The sequence below is a fragment of the Paenibacillus sp. FSL H7-0942 genome (assembly GCF_045040715.1).
GTDB classification, from domain to species: Bacteria; Bacillota; Bacilli; order Paenibacillales; family Paenibacillaceae; genus Paenibacillus; species Paenibacillus amylolyticus.
This window is the reverse complement of the sequence record NZ_CP150279.1, coordinates 5,988,203-6,004,998: the sequence shown is the minus strand read 5'-3', so window position 1 is coordinate 6,004,998 and position 16,796 is coordinate 5,988,203. Positions and strand designations below refer to the sequence as shown.

Annotated in this window: 15 protein-coding genes; 12 read left to right on the top strand and 3 right to left on the bottom strand. The window is 46.0% G+C overall.

Features of this window, described 5'->3' with window-relative positions; genetic code table 11:
* Positions 1-5: 5 nt before the first annotated feature.
* From MHI48_RS26545 to MHI48_RS26530, 4 genes are read left to right on the top strand one after another with little or no spacing between them, the layout of a single operon-like run.
* On the top strand, positions 6-1,751 hold the full coding sequence (locus MHI48_RS26545; RefSeq protein WP_036668111.1) for an ABC transporter ATP-binding protein: 1,746 nt from the start codon (positions 6-8) through the stop codon (positions 1,749-1,751).
* The gene (locus tag MHI48_RS26540) at positions 1,748-3,514 is read left to right on the top strand and encodes an ABC transporter ATP-binding protein (protein ID WP_051449548.1); all 1,767 of its coding nucleotides are present in this window, start codon (positions 1,748-1,750) and stop codon (positions 3,512-3,514) included. The genes MHI48_RS26545 and MHI48_RS26540 overlap by 4 nt, the downstream gene beginning before the upstream one ends.
* A gap of 32 nt (positions 3,515-3,546) precedes the next feature.
* Entirely contained in the window at positions 3,547-4,110 is a 564-nt protein-coding gene (locus MHI48_RS26535; protein WP_036668110.1) for a hypothetical protein, read from the top strand.
* The gene (locus tag MHI48_RS26530; RefSeq protein ID WP_076328854.1) at positions 4,107-5,129 is read left to right on the top strand and encodes a BtrH N-terminal domain-containing protein; all 1,023 of its coding nucleotides are present in this window, start codon (positions 4,107-4,109) and stop codon (positions 5,127-5,129) included. The genes MHI48_RS26535 and MHI48_RS26530 overlap by 4 nt, the downstream gene beginning before the upstream one ends.
* Before the next feature lie 85 nt (positions 5,130-5,214).
* Here MHI48_RS26530 and MHI48_RS26525 read toward each other — a convergent pair whose 3' ends face one another.
* Positions 5,215-6,582, bottom strand: a complete 1,368-nt coding sequence (locus MHI48_RS26525) for an MFS transporter (protein ID WP_076319698.1) — start codon at positions 6,580-6,582, stop codon at positions 5,215-5,217.
* A 206-nt stretch (positions 6,583-6,788) separates the two neighbouring features.
* Between MHI48_RS26525 and MHI48_RS26520 the strand changes: the two genes are divergently transcribed.
* The 6 genes from MHI48_RS26520 (at position 6,789) to MHI48_RS26495 (ending at position 10,961) form a co-directional block, all read left to right on the top strand.
* Entirely contained in the window at positions 6,789-7,112 is a 324-nt protein-coding gene (locus MHI48_RS26520) for a helix-turn-helix transcriptional regulator (RefSeq protein WP_036606795.1), read from the top strand.
* Between the two features lie 142 nt (positions 7,113-7,254).
* Positions 7,255-7,443, top strand: coding sequence for a hypothetical protein (locus MHI48_RS26515; protein ID WP_074096524.1), 189 nt, complete (start codon positions 7,255-7,257; stop codon positions 7,441-7,443).
* 83 nt (positions 7,444-7,526) lie between these two features.
* Entirely contained in the window at positions 7,527-8,447 is a 921-nt protein-coding gene (locus MHI48_RS26510) for a YafY family protein (protein ID WP_076328855.1), read from the top strand.
* A gap of 28 nt (positions 8,448-8,475) precedes the next feature.
* On the top strand, positions 8,476-9,474 hold the full coding sequence (locus tag MHI48_RS26505; RefSeq protein WP_405142228.1) for a hypothetical protein: 999 nt from the start codon (positions 8,476-8,478) through the stop codon (positions 9,472-9,474).
* A 24-nt stretch (positions 9,475-9,498) separates the two neighbouring features.
* Entirely contained in the window at positions 9,499-10,521 is a 1,023-nt protein-coding gene (locus tag MHI48_RS26500; RefSeq protein ID WP_076328856.1) for a hypothetical protein, read from the top strand.
* A gap of 248 nt (positions 10,522-10,769) precedes the next feature.
* A complete protein-coding gene (locus tag MHI48_RS26495) occupies positions 10,770-10,961 on the top strand; it encodes an aspartyl-phosphate phosphatase Spo0E family protein (RefSeq protein ID WP_076328857.1) in 192 nt (63 codons plus the stop codon).
* 45 nt (positions 10,962-11,006) lie between these two features.
* Here MHI48_RS26495 and MHI48_RS26490 read toward each other — a convergent pair whose 3' ends face one another.
* Both MHI48_RS26490 and MHI48_RS26485 read right to left on the bottom strand, forming a co-directional pair.
* Entirely contained in the window at positions 11,007-11,885 is an 879-nt protein-coding gene (locus MHI48_RS26490; RefSeq protein WP_036606808.1) for a carbohydrate ABC transporter permease, read from the bottom strand.
* A gap of 132 nt (positions 11,886-12,017) precedes the next feature.
* Positions 12,018-12,938, bottom strand: coding sequence for a sugar ABC transporter permease (locus MHI48_RS26485; protein ID WP_036668173.1), 921 nt, complete (start codon positions 12,936-12,938; stop codon positions 12,018-12,020).
* Between the two features lie 319 nt (positions 12,939-13,257).
* On the opposite strand from MHI48_RS26485, the gene MHI48_RS26480 reads away from it, so the two are divergent.
* On the top strand, positions 13,258-15,018 hold the full coding sequence (locus MHI48_RS26480) for a sensor histidine kinase (RefSeq protein ID WP_076328858.1): 1,761 nt from the start codon (positions 13,258-13,260) through the stop codon (positions 15,016-15,018).
* On the top strand, positions 14,993-16,585 hold the full coding sequence (locus MHI48_RS26475) for a response regulator (protein WP_076328859.1): 1,593 nt from the start codon (positions 14,993-14,995) through the stop codon (positions 16,583-16,585). The genes MHI48_RS26480 and MHI48_RS26475 overlap by 26 nt, the downstream gene beginning before the upstream one ends.
* Positions 16,586-16,796: the final 211 nt, after the last annotated feature.

Genomic DNA, 16,796 nt, shown 5'->3' with positions numbered 1-16,796 from the left:
ATGGCATGGAGAATATTTCACTGAGCAAACGAATCCGTACATTCGCCAAACCTTACCGGATCAGCTTGATTACCATGCTGTTTTGTGAGCTGATCATGGTGGTGGTGGATCTGATTGGACCGCTTATTTTTGCCATTTTGATCGACGAAGTGTTCTATCACCGTAATCTTCATTTCTTCGGCTATGTTATTTTGACTTATATTGCTTTGTATGTAGGTGTAAGGGCTCTGAGTTGGATCATTAAATCCATCTGGATTTATTTGAATGTTAAATTTCTGTTTGATATTCGAAAAAGTTTATTTGATCGCATTCTTCATTTTAAAGCGTCTTATTTTCAAAAAGTCCAGACCGGTGATCTGGTCACACGTCTAACAAGAGACACGGATTCTGTCATGCAGTTAATAGAGTTAATCATTTTTCAGATGGCTGCTCCGTTCACGAAATTGCTGGTATCGTTTGTTTTTTTGTTTTATCTAAATCCGTATATCGCCTTAGCCATGATGGTGTTAGTTCCGGTTTCGGTCTGGGTATCACAGTATTTTAATCGTAAGATGACCAAGCAGCAGACGATTTTGCGTGAGAAATACGGGCATTTTGTCAGCTGGATGCTGGAGATGCTTCAAGGCATGAGAGATATTCGTTTGTTGGGGAGTGGTAAACGGGTCACTACACTGTTTACGGGACAGAGTGCAGATGTGATTCGTCTCGACAATCAGACAGAAGTCATGAAATGGATGTCGACCCGCTCTAATGCATTTATTTTTTTGCTATCGGATCTGTCTATCTACGCCATTGCTGGTGTGCTTATTGTTCAGGGACAGCTTACGGCAGGAGCCTTTGTTGCCATTATGTCGTATCTGACCAAGAATAATCAATCCATGATGATGATCTACGAGGCGGTTGTGAATCTGCCCAAGCTGACGGTACAGTCACGCAAAGTCTTTGAACTTCTGGATGAAGAGACGGAAAGAAGCGGTGGTCACTCGGAAGTGGATATGGAAGATGGGGAGACGTCATTCGAGCAAGTAAGGTTTCGGTATGAGGAACAGGGTCCCTATGTGCTGAACGGTCTCACCTTGGAGATCGGTGCCCATGAATCCGTTGCGCTTGTAGGAAAAAGTGGCTCGGGCAAAACAACGATTGTGAACATGCTGCTCGGTTTCTATGCCCCGGAAGAAGGGCAGATTCGCATTGGCGGCAGGCATATAGATGACTATGCTCTGTCTCGACTGCGTAAGAGAGTAGGGATCGTGCAGCAGGAAGCCATACTGTTCAACGAAACCATTCGTTACAACCTGATGCTTGGCAGCGCTCATGCGGATGACGACCACTTGTTGGAGGCATGTGATCAGGCCTTTATTGGAGACTTTATCCGTTCGCTTCCTCAGGGTCTGGACACCGTTATTGGCGCAGGGGGAATGGAGTTCTCTGGAGGACAAAAGCAACGTCTGTCTATTGCACGAATTTTTCTAAAGCAACCCAAATTGATTATATTCGACGAAGCCACTTCCGCTTTGGACTATGAAGCTGAACAAGCGGTCCAGCGTTCCTGGCAGCAATTGAGCAAGGATCGGGCTTCGATTGTCATCGCCCATCGCTTATCCTCTATCCTGAATGCTGATCGGGTTGCTGTTGTGCATGAGGGACGCATTGTAGCTACAGGCACACATGGATATCTGCTGGAGAATAGTGAGCACTACCGTGAGTTATTTGCAGAAGATTTCATCCGGAAGGAGGGACTGATGTCGTGACCAAGGCACCGTCAACTTCCCGGTATGCACTGTTTAAACAGATTAAGCCGTTTATCAAAAATGCGAACCGTCAAATCTTTATTCTGGGTGCACTGAAATTGGCCCTGACCGCTATTGCCCTCATGATTCCTTATCTGTACAAGCTGCTCATTGATCATGTCATGGTTGGACGGGAGCTTGGAATGTTGCCCTATATCCTTGCCGGATACCTGGGCTTATTTGCTTTGGAGACAACCGCTCTGGGGCTGCAAACCCTGTTCAGTAACCGGTTATTAGGCCGGACCAAGTTGGATTTACAACTGAATATGTGGAAAAGATTAGTGCGCATGAAGCCGATTTTATATGAGCGCTATAGTGCGGGAGATCTGAAGAACAGGCTGGATGGAGACGTCACACTGGTCAAAGACTTTATCTTTTTGCATTTGATTGATTATACATTCAAATGGATCAGTGTAGGGGCGTATGCGGTTATTCTGTTGTCGCTGAATTGGAAGATGGCTTTGCTGGGTTTTATCATGCTTCCCATTTCCTTTGTGATCAGTTCCCGATTGGGCAAAAAGGCCAAAGTGCTGGTCTCCGAATTCCGTCAGACTACCGGAGAATATGAGACATGGATATCGAACAGCTTCAGACACTGGAAGGAAATCAAGGCACTGAATATGCAGCGCAAAGAATCCATTAAGTTTGTGGGATATTGGAAGAGATTTGGAAAAATCAAGTTCCGGCATCTGGCGTACACCTACGCCAATGAGCTGTATTACACCTTCCAGGATGACTTTATTAATAAGATGAATCTTTATTTTATCGGTGGTTTGCTAATTTTTCAGGGGGAATTAACGATCGGGGGATTGCTTGTCTTTCTGACCTACTATCAACAGATGATTAACAACATTAATGAGATTAATGCCTCCAATGTTCAACTCCATGATGTGACACCTTCCATTGAACGGATCGTTGAATTGCTGGAACTTCCGGTTACACCACAGAGAAAGCTCGCATTACAGCCAGAGTTCCAAGGGCATCTCGAATTCAGGGATGTCTCCTTTCGTTATCAGGAGAATCAAAGTAATGTCTTGCATGAGATTAATCTGAACATCCAGCCCGGTGATTATACGGCTATCGTAGGCAGAAGTGGTTCGGGGAAGAGCACGTTAATCAAACTTATTCTGGGGCAGAACGAAACACAGCAAGGGGCCATTCTTGTTGACGGACAGCCCATTGGTGACTTGGGATCAGAATATCTTTATCAACATATTGGGGTCGTTATGCAGGAGAATGCCTTGTTCAGTATGTCCATCATGGATAATCTCAGACTCGTACAGCCTCTGGCAACAGAAGAAGAGGTACGAGAGGTATGTCGTATGGCTTTACTGGATGATTTCATTGAAGGGTTGCCCGACCAGTATAATACCATCCTGGGTGAGTCAAGTATTAAGCTATCGGGAGGGCAGAAGCAACGCTTGGCTCTTGCCAGGGTGCTGTTAACAAGACCCCGAATGCTGATTCTGGATGAAGCAACATCTGCACTGGATAATGACTCGGAACGGAAAATAAATGAGGTGATCCGCGGGATCGCAGAAGATATGACCGTGCTTGTAATCGCACACCGTTATTCAGCTATTCAGGATGCCGAGCAAGTTATTGTGCTCGATCAGGGAGAGATCGTTGCTACGGGCACTCATCTGGAGCTGGCTGGACGACATGAGGTGTATGACACGTTATTCAAGAATCAGCGTCAAGGTATCGGGTCAGTGGTCACCTGAAATAAGTAGAACGATCCTAGGAGGTTTATGACATGACCATCTATTGTCCACTACATTTGGAAGAACACTATAACAACAATGGATTCAGTTATCTTGCTGCAAACCAAATTGGTAATTTCACGACCTTTGGTTCCTCGTACCCTGGAGACGAACTGCCTGATCAGGAGAAGGTACAATGGCAGGATGTTCCGTTTCATTTTCCTCTACACAGACAGGCGTTTAATAATATAGAACTGGATAGCCAGCACATTCCGGTACCTATCGATCTATATTCGACACTATACATTCTGGGTGCAGCAGATAATGGTTCATACCATGAATTCATTTATTTCGAACGAAATGGAGAGCGGATGGGGAGAGCATCATTGGACCTGACCAACTGGACCGAGACGGTTCCACATTATAATGAGGAAATGATGTTTCAATGTAGTGGGGTGTGTACCCAAAAGGGGGCCTTACTGACATCCAAACAGCCTATTATCTGGTTTCAGAAGATTACACTCGAAGAACCCATTTCATTTGACAAGATCCTATTGCCGGACAATCCATGCATGCATATCTTTGCACTAACCTTGGGGAAGGAGTGGAGTATATGAATATTCAGCCCAGAGAAGCACATGAAGAAGGTGAAGATTGCTTTACCTTATGTGTAAGCAGCATTCTCAACTATAAACAAATTACGAATTTTCTTGCAGTGTGGAAACAATGCGGGATGATGTACCATGAAGACCCGGAGAGGGGCACCCCGAAGCTTGTTCCCACGTATATGTCGGTTGAAAATGAGTTTCAACATATTCATCATATTGATTTGAATATCGTCAGAAAAAATGATCGGGCCGAGGTTATAAAGGAAATCATGACGTTGCTTCAGCAAAAAGAAGCAGTTATTGTATGGGTTGATGTATTTTATATGCAGTATAATTCACTGTATCAATTACTTCATTCGTCGCATTGTATTGTATTGTCCGACTATACAGATGGACAGTTTGAGTTTATTGATGATTTTTATCATTTGAAAGGCAATATGGATGAACAGACGTTATTTGAAGCTCTTGATCTAGGTCAGACATCGTTGATTCGTGAGGGAACGCGTTATCGTTATGCTATATTAGATGTTGGGAGTGCCGTCCAACAGGTAAAAGAGAGAGAATTCTACGATATGCTTCATCAAAATCATGAAATAATGGATGGAAAATCCGGGCAACTGGTGAATCAGGTTGAGTGGTATGAATTAGTTAATCCGCATGTAGGCCTGCCTGCAATTGAAAGATATATAGACTCTACACGTCAGCATATGCAAGATTCATCAGTGTTGACCGAAGAATATCTGGACAATATGTATGGCGACTTGGCTGGCATAAGTAATAACAGATATTTGTATGGCCACTTCCTGAGAGAGGGAATACCATATAATCCGGATATTCATCAACTGGTGGAGGCATACGAATATGCTGCGCAACGATGGAATCTCGCCGCTAATATGACATTGAAAAGTCAGTACCTGGATATGGATAGTCGTTATCACATGTTGAACCGAGTGTTGAGTAAAATTGGAGAAATTATAGTTGTAGAACAAGAGGCACATGACATGGTAAAACATCTTGTTGCGAGTTAAGGTGTCAATAAATCTTACAAAAATTATAAAAAAGGCCCATAAAGCGAACATCGCTTTATGGGCCTTTTTTATGACTTGCTTCATATTAAGCAGCAGCTTGTTTTCGTGACTGCATTCTCAGATACACCTGAGAGAAAATAACGGATGCAAGTGCAACTACGGTCATACCCCAGAAAATATTGGTGTACGCTGAGGACAGTGGCATGTTTTGCATCGCCGTTAATGCTACGCCGGTAACAGCAACACTGAAAGCACCGCTGAAGAACTGACTGAGTTGGAACAGCCCCATACCTGCGCCCACCTGATCCATAGTCAGATTGCCAGACAATTCATTGGACACGCTGGTGGTTAGGGAAGAGAAGCCTACGCTGAGCAAGACATACACGGCCATAATGGCGTAGATGTTATTGTCTGCAAATAAGGCGAATAACCCGGCAGCTGCCAGTAGTAGCCATGGTGCAAACTTCAGCAGCAACGTATTGCCATGTCGGTCAATCATACGGCCGATCCGGTTGGACAGCAGCATGGACACGACTGCACCAGGGAAGATGACGAGTCCCGATTGAGCAGGGGTCAGTCCATATAGATGCGCCAAAATTTGAGGTAACAGGAACAACGTTGAGAAGTTATTAATGTACGATACAATCCCCAGCGAGCTGAGCATCATATATTTTTTGTCTTTAAACAAAGCAGGTTGAACAAACGGATCTGCCGCGCGCCGAATTCGGAGCCAGAACAGAAGCAGTGCCGCAGCACCGATGACAAGCGTGAACCACTGACGGGAAGTCAGGAATAACAGCACACCCGTAGTACCGATGGCGAGAAGCACGGCACCCAGCAGGTCAAATGAACCTTTTTGCGGTGTTTCCCGCGGAAGCAGTTTGAAAAATACAGGAATCAAGAATAACGTTAATCCTGTAACGATAAACAGATCATGCCATCCCAAAAATTGTGTAATACTTCCGCCGATGACGGGACCGAGTCCAAGACCCAGTGAACTGGCGGACATGATGACAGCCATCGATTTACCCCGGCGATCATGTGGAATGTACCGGGTAATCAGTACAATGGCAAGCCCCGGAACCGATGCAGCACCCGCAGCCTGGATCAGACGTGCAATGAGCAAAATGATGAAATGATTACTGAAGAACCCGAGAACGGATGCCGCGCCAAGTAACGTAAGCCCGGTTGTGAATAATGTACGAATAGGTATGAAATCCGATAGACGTGAGAACGTAATCGAGGAAATGGCAAATACAATGGAATACCCTGTAACAATCCATGAGGAAGCGACGGATGTAAGCATAAATTCGGCTGCAATTTTGGGCAGGGCTAGATTAAACATCATTGTATTCATAACAACGAGTACAACGGTGAAGCCAAGCAAGCTTACAATTAATCCTTCCTGTATTCCGGTCCGTTCCCCTGATGATGCGGTTGCGGTGTTGTTCATAAAAAACCTCCTGGAGTGATGTGTATTTCGCAACATTTCAGAAACGGTGTGTAACATTTGCAAAATGTAGTATGATGTCAATCCCGTGCCTGACAGCAGGGGTTACATAACGAAATCATTAAAGTTCGATTGGTGTCGAACATTAGAAATATATCATGGATCTGTGTTAAAATACAATGGATAGTCTGAGAAAAGGGGACTACAGTATGAAAATTTTACATCATCCACAGGTGTCAGATATTGAACTTTCCTCCGTATTGTATGCGTTAAGCGACCCGACCCGTCTTGGGATTGTTGCGGAAGCAGCGAGAAGCGGAGAACAGCCGTGCAGTCATTTTCATGCACCTGTTGTGAAGTCAACGATGTCGCATCACATTCGTACCCTGCGAGAAGCTGGAGTCATTCGGGTCAGAGTGCAGGGTACACAGCATTTTCTCACCCTGCGATCCGATGATTTGGAAACGCGCTTTCCAGGACTCCTGCAACCGTTATTGCAGGCCGCAGCTCAGTCGAGCACAGATCCTTCCTAAATGTTGTCCTTTCTTCAGGTCGAAGAGAGGACATTTTTATTTTTTGAAATACTTCTAATACTGATGCGACATTCTGTGTCGTACCATGCCCTATATAATAACGGTGAACACACAAACCATATCGAAAAGAGGTTCACAACCATTGGCAAAAACCAAAAGAGGACGCGTTTTGTGGAGTCTTCCTTCCAGGGGCCGGGGAACATGCCCGGTGTGCAGCAGTACCCGAATTAAATTGTTGTATACGCAAACAAAAACAGACGGTACAAGTCTGAAAGTATGCAAGAAATGCTTCAAAGCCGTGCAATCCAGAGTGGATAAGGCACATGTATAACATAACTGGCCTGTTCTTCGGAACGGGCCATGTCTTTTGATATAATCGAATATATTAAGAATGGATGAGATGGGGGCGGGAAGATGAGTAACATGCATCGGATTCACTGGTTTGACGAACAGATTCGGGGTGGACGTTTTCCGAATAGCAGCTGGCTTGCCCGTGAATTTGAAATCTCCCGTCGTCAGGCTCAGCGTGATATTGAATATATGGCAAGTTCCTTGCGAGCCCCTTTGGTGTATATGGCAAAATATCGGGGCTATTGTTATGAGGATCAGACTTTTCGATTGCCCCATTTGTATATGACCGAAGAAGAGCAGCGTGTGCTGAAATATCTGGCGCATCGTTACCGGCATTACGATTATGATCAATCGGACGCGGTGAAACGTGTAGCGCATTTGCTGGAGCGTTTTACGTTGGAGGAACAACAGATGGGAAGTAGTGAGCTCCCAGTGTTTTCGGCGCAACCGAAGCAACTGCAATTCTTTGAATTATTGTCCCATGCCATAACTGACTTGCGTAGAGTACATATTCATTACAGGGATCACGATGGAGAACGGCAGTTTTCCTTGTGTCCATTAAAGATGATATCCCAGTTTAACGCCGATTACGTGGTGGGTTATGAAGCAGATCCTGTGCAGCAAGTGGCGATTCGCTTGGAGGGCATTGTTCATGTATCGATCTTGGATGAGAGATTTGAGTACAGGTCAGATACCCTCCTAGGTGGATGGGAAGAACCACTGCCTGTGCGTAAACCGTTTGTAGCTGAGATTCGCTTGAAGGAATTGCAGCAAATGGACCTATGGCAAGGGTATCGTATCCAGGCTAGGCACGATCAGATTTATTCAATTGAATTTTATGACACGGATGCTTTCTTACAGCATTTGTTTGTTAGCGAATGGGAGGAACTTTTGTCTCCTGGGTGGCTTAGACGCAAGCTTCAGCAAAGCGCGGAAGGATTAATTGACAGGCTCGCGATAAAACGTAAGCAAAACGTGGAATAAAGCAGCATAGAGAGGAGAAGATCCGTCCTTGGCTGAGAATATTTTAGATAACCTCATCATGAAGCGGGAGTCCAAATCGTACGTGGATAGTCTGCATGCGATACTAACCCATACAGGCCAGTTTCAAGGTTCCAAGGTTGTACTTGCCGGATATACGGGCATGGCTTTCAAGCTGTCGGTGCATCGCAGACTACTTCCCATGTCGGTTACAGCATATGGACAATGGGGGGAAGCACATCGTCCTGGAGTCGATAACCTGGGGATATTCACGATCTGGGATGGGGGACGTACACGTCATTCCACGTTCGGTTATTATCAGCAGGATGCAGTGAATTGGGTGAGACGGAGTATTGATGAAGGCAATGGTGTGATTTACTGGATTCCTGAGTTTGGTGTTATTCATGGATATGATGACAGTGACCGCATCTTTTATGTGCAAGACGGATGGAGCAAGGAACCGCAGATTTTGCTATATGATAATTTCGGATTGAACTTTTCCGGATTTTGGTATTGTCAGGTGTTTGGTGATCAGGTCCGCATCCCTGAACAGCAGATGCTGCTGGAATCCCTGCGACTGGCGATTGAGAATTGGGATATTCCCTATCGTCTGTTACCTGATCAGAATATTGCTTCAGGTAAAAAGGCATATGATGTGTGGGTGGATGCCCTGCGGAGTGGGGATTTCGATGAATCCGGTGCAGGTTATATTTTGGAATCCTTCTGTCATTCGCGAACCGAAATAAGGATGTATTTGCAGGGTGTTCGAGGGATATGGAACGAACTGGACCAGGCTTGTGCATGTTATGAACAGCTTGGGACGTTAATTGACCAAATGAAAGGATATATAGTTCAGCAGGAAAATAGACGTGTCTTGCGATCAGATACAACAGAAGATCTAGCACAGGTACTAGTGAAGGCGAAAGCACTGGAAGAACAGGCTATTGATTATTTTCGAGTGATATCCAGGAAGTATCCTGACCGTAAAAGGTCCACTATACCACGGTGGGGAGCACATTCCGCACGATAGGATGAGAGAGGAAGGGAGTGAAGGATGATGGCGACAAAAGTAGTACTGCAGGACTGGATTCAATCCCCGCAAGCTGTAAATTTTGCTGATGAAGATAGATCATGGAGTGGTGTGAGCGCATATACAGATGCGTTGTTTCGCATTTTATTACATAAACAGTGGACGGTTTTCCCACACCACATGATTGCAGGTATGACAGCAAGTGCATTCCGATTAGTGGTGGATCGGCGTCTGACGTCAGAGTCAATCTCCGCATACAATTGGATGGCAGAGAACTTTGTCGCAGCAGACTTCATTGGTGTGACAACGGGACAACATGGTGGATTTTCATTTGAACCGACTTTCCCGCTCTATCAGAAGCAGGCTCTGCTGGATATCAAAGCTTCCATTGACCGGGGCGTAGGTGCGATTCTCTGGCACGATCAATTTGTCATTGTTACTGGATATGATGATGTGGAACGGGTCTTATTCATCTGTGAAAGTCAAGGTGATGAAATCATTCGTCTGCCCTATGATTCATTTGGGAGGAACAGTACACCCTACTGGTATTATCAGATTCTGGAAGCCTGTGCATCTATCGATTTATGGGAAGTCTGCAAGGAATCGTTAATCCAGGCCGTGTACAAATGGGAAACTCATGACTATATGCTGCCGCCCCAAGATTATGCCTGTGGGGCGGCTGCGTATGCCGCTATTGCTGCTGCTTTGCAGTCAGGAACATATGACGCAGAACAAGCGGCAACTGTACTTCGCTATTATGCCAAATCAAGATTGGATATTGCCTCTTATGTTGCAGGACTTAAGCATCTGTCCATTCAAATGGACCAGGTCATAGACGAGTATGAGCTACTCGCAAACCTGTACACAATGATCATTGAGGAAATAGACAACTTCATCTCTTGGGATTCGAGAGAACCGGAATGTGTGCAAAGGGTAATTGAGCTTATCCGGAAGGCAGGGGCTACGGAACAACGTGCCATTGATGCGATTAAACGTGCCTTTCCAGAGACGATAGGCAATCGTTTTAAGGATGTTGGATTAAGATGAATGGAGCATGATAGAGAAAATTGAAAAACTCAGCAGGAATAAAACCGGACAGGCCGCAACCGATCCGGTTTATTTGTATTGAACATATATGCACATCAACCCATGTGATCCACGCTAATAATAAATTTTACAAGAAAAAATAACCAAAATTTTAATTTTGGGGTAATCCAAATCCCCTCTTGTTCCGAATATTATATTAGATGGTCTTTTTTGGATGATGATATTCAAGGACAACAGGGGGCGGGAGTATGGTACATAATCCGGAAACCATTCAGGAATGTATCGAACATGCACGGCAAAGGCTCTACCAGATTGCAGCTCAATACCCGGAACTATGGCATCCGGAGGTTATTCGCCAATCCATGGTGCTGGATGAGTTAATTAATGAATATAACAACGCAACTCGCGGGAGAAAGATCTCGAATCAACTGAAATCATGATCTTTCTGAACAAAGAATTCCAAGAAGGGATTCCGTGTGTTTGCCTTACTCTTTTACCGCCCCGAGCACAATCCCCTTGACGAAGAAACGCTGCAAGAACGGATATACGAGCAGAATCGGCAGAGCCCCAATAAAGATCTGAGCCGCGTTCACCGTACGTTGAGACATGTTCTGGAGCTGCGTTGCATCCACGTTCATGTTGGAGAAATCTTGCTGTACAATTATGGTCTGCATTAACGTGGCGAGTGGATATTTGGAAGCATCATTCATATAGATCAAACCGTCAAACCAGGAATTCCATTGACCTACCATGGTGAATAAGGAGATCGTGGCAATGGCGGGCATGGAAACAGGCAGATAGATTTTGAACAGGGTTGTGATATGGTTGGCTCCATCGATAAATGCGGCTTCTTCCAGCTCTTTTGGCACGTTGCGGAAAAAGTTCATCATGAGAATCAGGTTCCAGACAGCCACCGCTCCCGGCAAAATGAGAGCCCACATCGTATTCATCAATCCAAGCTTCTGGATCAAAATATAGGATGGAATCAATCCCCCGCTGAACAGCATCGTGAAGATGAAAAACCACGCATATAACGAACGTCCTTTAAAGTGCAGACTCTCCTTGGATAACGGATAAGCCGTCAGGAAAACAAGTGTCATACTGAGCAGTGTGCCAAGAACGGTACGTTGGACTGAAATCCAGAGTGCGCTGATAAAGTTACTGTTACCAAATGTTTTGGTATAGGCGTCCACCGTAAAATCAATCGGCCACAGTGTTACCAGATTGGCGGATGCTGCCGCTTTACCACTGAAGGAAACCGCCAGAATATGGACGAGCGGCAGGATGCACAGGATCGAGACGGCCGCGATGAATATCAGGTTGAAACCATTGAATATACGGTACCCGGTTGTTTTGTGATACACCTTGATTCCTCCTCTGCATTTTGCATAATTCGATTTGAATCGCTCGCGTGTACAAGATATAGACGAACTGAACCATTTCGATCTCTATCTTTCTTATTGAAAGTCGCTGTCTGGATTTATGCAAAATGCTTCTTAAAAAATACGGTAATTGGCGATTTTGTACGCCATCCGGTACGCAGAGATGACCAGGAACATCGCGACAAATGATTTGAATAGTCCAACAGCGGTCGCAAAGCTCATTTTGCCATTCAGAATTCCCATCCGGTAAACAAAGGTATCGATAATATCGCCTTTTTCATATACCAGCGGATTGTACAGGTTGAAGATCTGGTCAAAGCCTGCATTCAGGATATTGCCCAGCGATAACGTACCTACCACGATAATCATCGGCACGAGCGCAGGCAGGGTAATATGTAATGTCTGTCTGAGTCGTGTTGCCCCATCCACCTCTGAAGCCTCATACAATGCCGGGTTAATACCCGCAAGTGCTGCCAGAAATACAATTGTCCCGAATCCAAACTCCTTCCATACATCACTGACAACTACCGTTACACGGAACCAGTCACCATCTCCCAGAAAGAAGATTGGTTCAACACCAGCCGCGGCTAAAACCTGGTTTACCAGCCCACCTTCCGGTGATAACATGTCGAGCAGAATTCCACCAAGGACAACCCAGGACAGGAAATGGGGCAGATACACCAAGGTCTGTGAGAAACGTTTGAACGTGGAGTTCCGAACCTCATTAAGCAAAATGGCGAATACCACGGGGGCCACAAGTCCGGCCACAATTTTCATCGAAGCGATCAGTACCGTATTCCAGATGACCTGAACGCTGTCGGGATATTCGAACATGAACCGGAAGTTGTCCCAGCCCACCCATTTGGATCCAGTGAACCCCAGCCACGGTTTGAAGTCTTGAAAAGCAATAATAATGCCGCCCATGGGCACATAGGCGAACAGTAAAGTGAGCAGTACAGCAGGCAGCAGCATCAGATGCAACGGCCACGTGCGTTTGAAATTCCAGCGGGTACGTTTGCGTGGATGGGGTGTCATTTTTCGCACCGGCGTATTGGTTGTCAACGGTTGTTCGATAGCCATCAGGGTCCCTCCTTTATCTCGTCCACCCCCGGCATTAATGAGGCAAGCAAACCTCTGCACAGAGTGGAGCAACTGAATTATAGCAACGGAAAAGGGTGGACTATAGAACAACATTTCAATGCGGATGTTGAAATATTAACTTGTTGATGGAAACGGAGGATTTCAAGTCACAGGAAAACGGGAGAACAAAAAATCATATAGAATTGTAAGGGCTTTCAATATAAAATAGGACTTCGGTGTAGAACGACTCCAAATTTAGGGACAGGGTGAAACGATGAAATTCACAGTATTTGCGAAGACGGTCATTCTTTTAATCTGCCTGCTCGTACCCATTCTGCTGCTCTATACATACGCGAATCAGGCAAATGTGGACATGGTCGTTGAAGAGAAACAACAGTCGAGTCTGAACCAGTTCAATTATTTCAGTTCCCAGGTGGATAAAAATATCGAGCAGCTCTCGCTGTATGGCCTGACATTGTTGCGAGATCCGAGTATCCTGCACTACCGTTACATGACGGATTCAACCAGCCAATATGAGAAAAACAGTATCTATCTGGATATTCTCGACAAATTATCGTTGTACCAGTCCACCAGCCGCTGGAAGAACGATATTACCATTGTCCTGCCACAAGCGGAACTTGTGTTATCCACCATGTCCAGCCGGACGGTCTACGATGAGAAGATGTTGACGTTTCCGCAACCTGGCCAATGGCAGCTGGAGAAGGGGAGTTTCACCTATTTTTTCACGGATAACTACGAGTGGAATGAAAAACCGATGAATACAGGCGTGCGAACGGTGATGGAGATTAATTTTGACCCGATGAACGTGGTTGCCATGTTGGATGATTTTAAAGAAACGCAGGGAGGAGATCCTTTCTTGCTGGTACCAGGTAACGATCCGTTGCTGAACCGTACGGCGGACCCCGAACTTGTCGAAGCGATTATGCGTGATATGCCTTTTAACGGGCCGGAGAGAGAAGGCAATCATCAATTGGAGGTGGGCGGCAAACAATATCTGGTCAGTTACGTGCACTCCAAACAACTGCAAGCAGTATACGTGAACCCGGTGGTATTGGATGATTTGCTAACCCCGATGGACAAGAGCCGAAATATGTTTATTACTTCCATTTTGTTACTGCTCGTGCTGAGTATCGGTGCTGCACTGCTTTTGTATCGAAAAGTTCAGGTGCCCATCCACCGTTTGATGAGAGGACTGCAACAGATTCGCAAAGGACAGCTGTCCACACGGATTCCGGTCGATCACTCTCGTGATGAATTCGCGTACCTGACCCAGAGCTTCAACCATATGGCGGAGCAGATTCAGGAACTGATCGAGAAGGTATACGAGGAACGTATTCGCTCACGGGAAGCGACATTGAAGCATCTGCAGTCGCAGATCAATCCGCATTTTCTATACAACTGCCTGTTTTATATCAAAAATATGACCCAGCTGGGCAACCGTGAAGCGGTTATTGCCATGTCGCTAAGTCTGGGAGACTACTATCGCTACATTACGCGGGGCGAGAATGACATGACGACAGTGGAAGAAGAGATCCGGTTGCTGGACCATTATTTGTCCATTCAACAGATGCGAACCAACCGGCTGACCTACGAGATTGCCGTACCGCAGCAACTGATGTTGCTCCACATTCCGCGGCTGCTCATTCAGCCAATCGTAGAGAATGCGGTGATCCACGGCATTGAGCCGATGGAAGGCAGTGGGCATGTCGTCGTAACGGGGATGGCGGTACCCGAACATATTGAGGGACGAAAATATACAAGATACAGCCTGTTTGTTGACAATGACGGTGTCACACTGACAGCGGAAGAGATTGCCGAATTGGAACGGGAGATCAATGAACCAATGGGCGAGGAGATTGGAACAGGGACATGGAATGTGCACCAGCGTCTCGTTACGCGATATGGGCTGTCGTCGGGGCTTCATTTTGGAGCGATTCCTTATGGTGGACTTAGTGTAGAAATTCGATGGTTTGAGGAGGAACAACCGCATGATGAATCTGATGGTCGTGGATGATGAACATTCGGCAGTAGAGTCGATCGCTGTCTCGATACCGTGGAGAGAACACGGGATTGGGCAGGTATTCAAAGCCTATTCAGTCAAACAAGCTCTGGAACATATGGCATCACATCAGGTCCATATTATTATCACGGATATCCGCATGCCGGGTCTGTCCGGTCTGGATCTGGTCAGTCACATCAGGCAAAAGTGGGAACAGACCAAATGTATTATTTTATCGGGGCATGCTTCCTTCGATTATGCGAAGCAGGCGCTCAAACATGGGACGGTTAGTTATCTGCTCAAGCCGGTCCGGGATGAGGAACTGATTGAATCCGTGCAACAGGCAGCCGTGCAGATTCGCCTTGAGGGTGAGAAACAAATGCTGCATCAGCGGGCCATGTATTCCGTGAGGGAACATCTACCCGAGAAGCGGGCGGAGCTGATGAAGGATGTATTGTTAGGGCATAAATTTGCGGATGCTGAACTTGAAGGCAAGCTGGAGCAACTGGAGATCGGGTTCCGTCCACAGGATAAAATGCAACTGTTGCTCATCCGGTATGATGACCATCAACCCACACATAAAGCGTTTCGATTGATGAAGTACGCCATCTCAAATGTGGTGGAAGAGATCTGCGGGAGTACCTATCATCTCTGCCATACGGATGACGCCTATGATGATCTGGTCTTCATGGCCAGTCCCAAACAAACTCAGGCCGAACCTGAAATGTTAATGGGCCGACTTGGAGAGCGGTTGATCCACAGTGTGAGGCAGTATCTGAACGCGACCATTTCCCTGTCCGTTAGTCGTATGGGGCGTTTCCCAGATCAGGTGCCGCAGCTATATCATCAAGCTGTGAGTGCACTTCGCAAGCAGGCCGAGGCAGGCAAAGGATTACATCTGAATGCGGCGGCGGGAACCAATGGGGCCACGTTAAAGTCTCTTGCAGCGCTGTATGAACCACCGGGTCTAACGACGTTACTGGAAGCGGGGCGCATGGAGGATGCACACCGCAAGATTGATCAGATCTTTGCCGAACTGTCGAACAGTGTGTTCCCGGAGCATGTGTATGTGGCTTTTCATTATTTGGCGGCAGCATTCTCCTATATGGCTCATCGGGAAGGAAGGCAGTTAACCGAAGTGCTTGGCGAGCAATACCAGCAGCTGCTCAAGGATGGATATGGTATCTCGCTGCGTAGTCTGGAAACGTGGACCAGATGTGTGATGAAGCAGTGGGAAGAGAGCACAAGCGATGCGGGACAGGATGCCGGATCAACGCTGATTCGGCAGGTGCAGCAATGGATTGACCATCATCTGGGTGAGGATCTATCGTTGCAGGTCATTGCCGGAGAGGTTCATTTGCACCCCGTATATCTGTCGAAAATGTACAAACAATCCACAGGTGAGGGCATTAGTGATTATATTATCCGTTCCAGAATGGAACGTGCGGTTCATTTGCTGAAGCATACGGCGATGAAGATCTATGAAGTTGGTCAGGAAGTGGGGTACAATAATACACCTTATTTCATTCAGGTGTTCCGCAAACATTATGGACTGACCCCGCAAGATTTTCGGAACGGTTAACAAATCGATATGAACATTGAAATTGTGATATATGTTTGCCTCCCCGGCTGCACTATCCTTTTCATGTAAGGTGCATTTGGCATCAATCCAATCAGCGACTTGCATCAGCAAAATAAGGATCGAAATGGTGTTGTTCGTCCATATTTTGTACCCGTGAGCGGTTGAAATCGAATGATGGCAAATGCAGAGGTGCATTTGGCACGAAAGGGTA

Excerpts from the sequence above, each read along its gene's own strand:
- MHI48_RS26545 (WP_036668111.1), top strand. The coding sequence starts at position 6 with ATGGAGAATATTTCACTGAGCAAACGAATCCGTACATTCGCCAAACCT.
- MHI48_RS26535 (WP_036668110.1), top strand. The coding sequence starts at position 3,547 with ATGACCATCTATTGTCCACTACATTTGGAAGAACACTATAACAACAAT.
- MHI48_RS26530 (WP_076328854.1), top strand. The coding sequence starts at position 4,107 with ATGAATATTCAGCCCAGAGAAGCACATGAAGAAGGTGAAGATTGCTTT.
- MHI48_RS26525 (WP_076319698.1), bottom strand. The coding sequence starts at position 6,582 with ATGAACAACACCGCAACCGCATCATCAGGGGAACGGACCGGAATACAG.
- MHI48_RS26520 (WP_036606795.1), top strand. The coding sequence starts at position 6,789 with ATGAAAATTTTACATCATCCACAGGTGTCAGATATTGAACTTTCCTCC.
- MHI48_RS26510 (WP_076328855.1), top strand. The coding sequence starts at position 7,527 with ATGAGTAACATGCATCGGATTCACTGGTTTGACGAACAGATTCGGGGT.
- MHI48_RS26500 (WP_076328856.1), top strand. The coding sequence starts at position 9,499 with ATGATGGCGACAAAAGTAGTACTGCAGGACTGGATTCAATCCCCGCAA.
- MHI48_RS26495 (WP_076328857.1), top strand. The coding sequence starts at position 10,770 with ATGGTACATAATCCGGAAACCATTCAGGAATGTATCGAACATGCACGG.
- MHI48_RS26485 (WP_036668173.1), bottom strand. The coding sequence starts at position 12,938 with ATGACACCCCATCCACGCAAACGTACCCGCTGGAATTTCAAACGCACG.
- MHI48_RS26480 (WP_076328858.1), top strand. The coding sequence starts at position 13,258 with ATGAAATTCACAGTATTTGCGAAGACGGTCATTCTTTTAATCTGCCTG.
- MHI48_RS26475 (WP_076328859.1), top strand. The coding sequence starts at position 14,993 with ATGATGAATCTGATGGTCGTGGATGATGAACATTCGGCAGTAGAGTCG.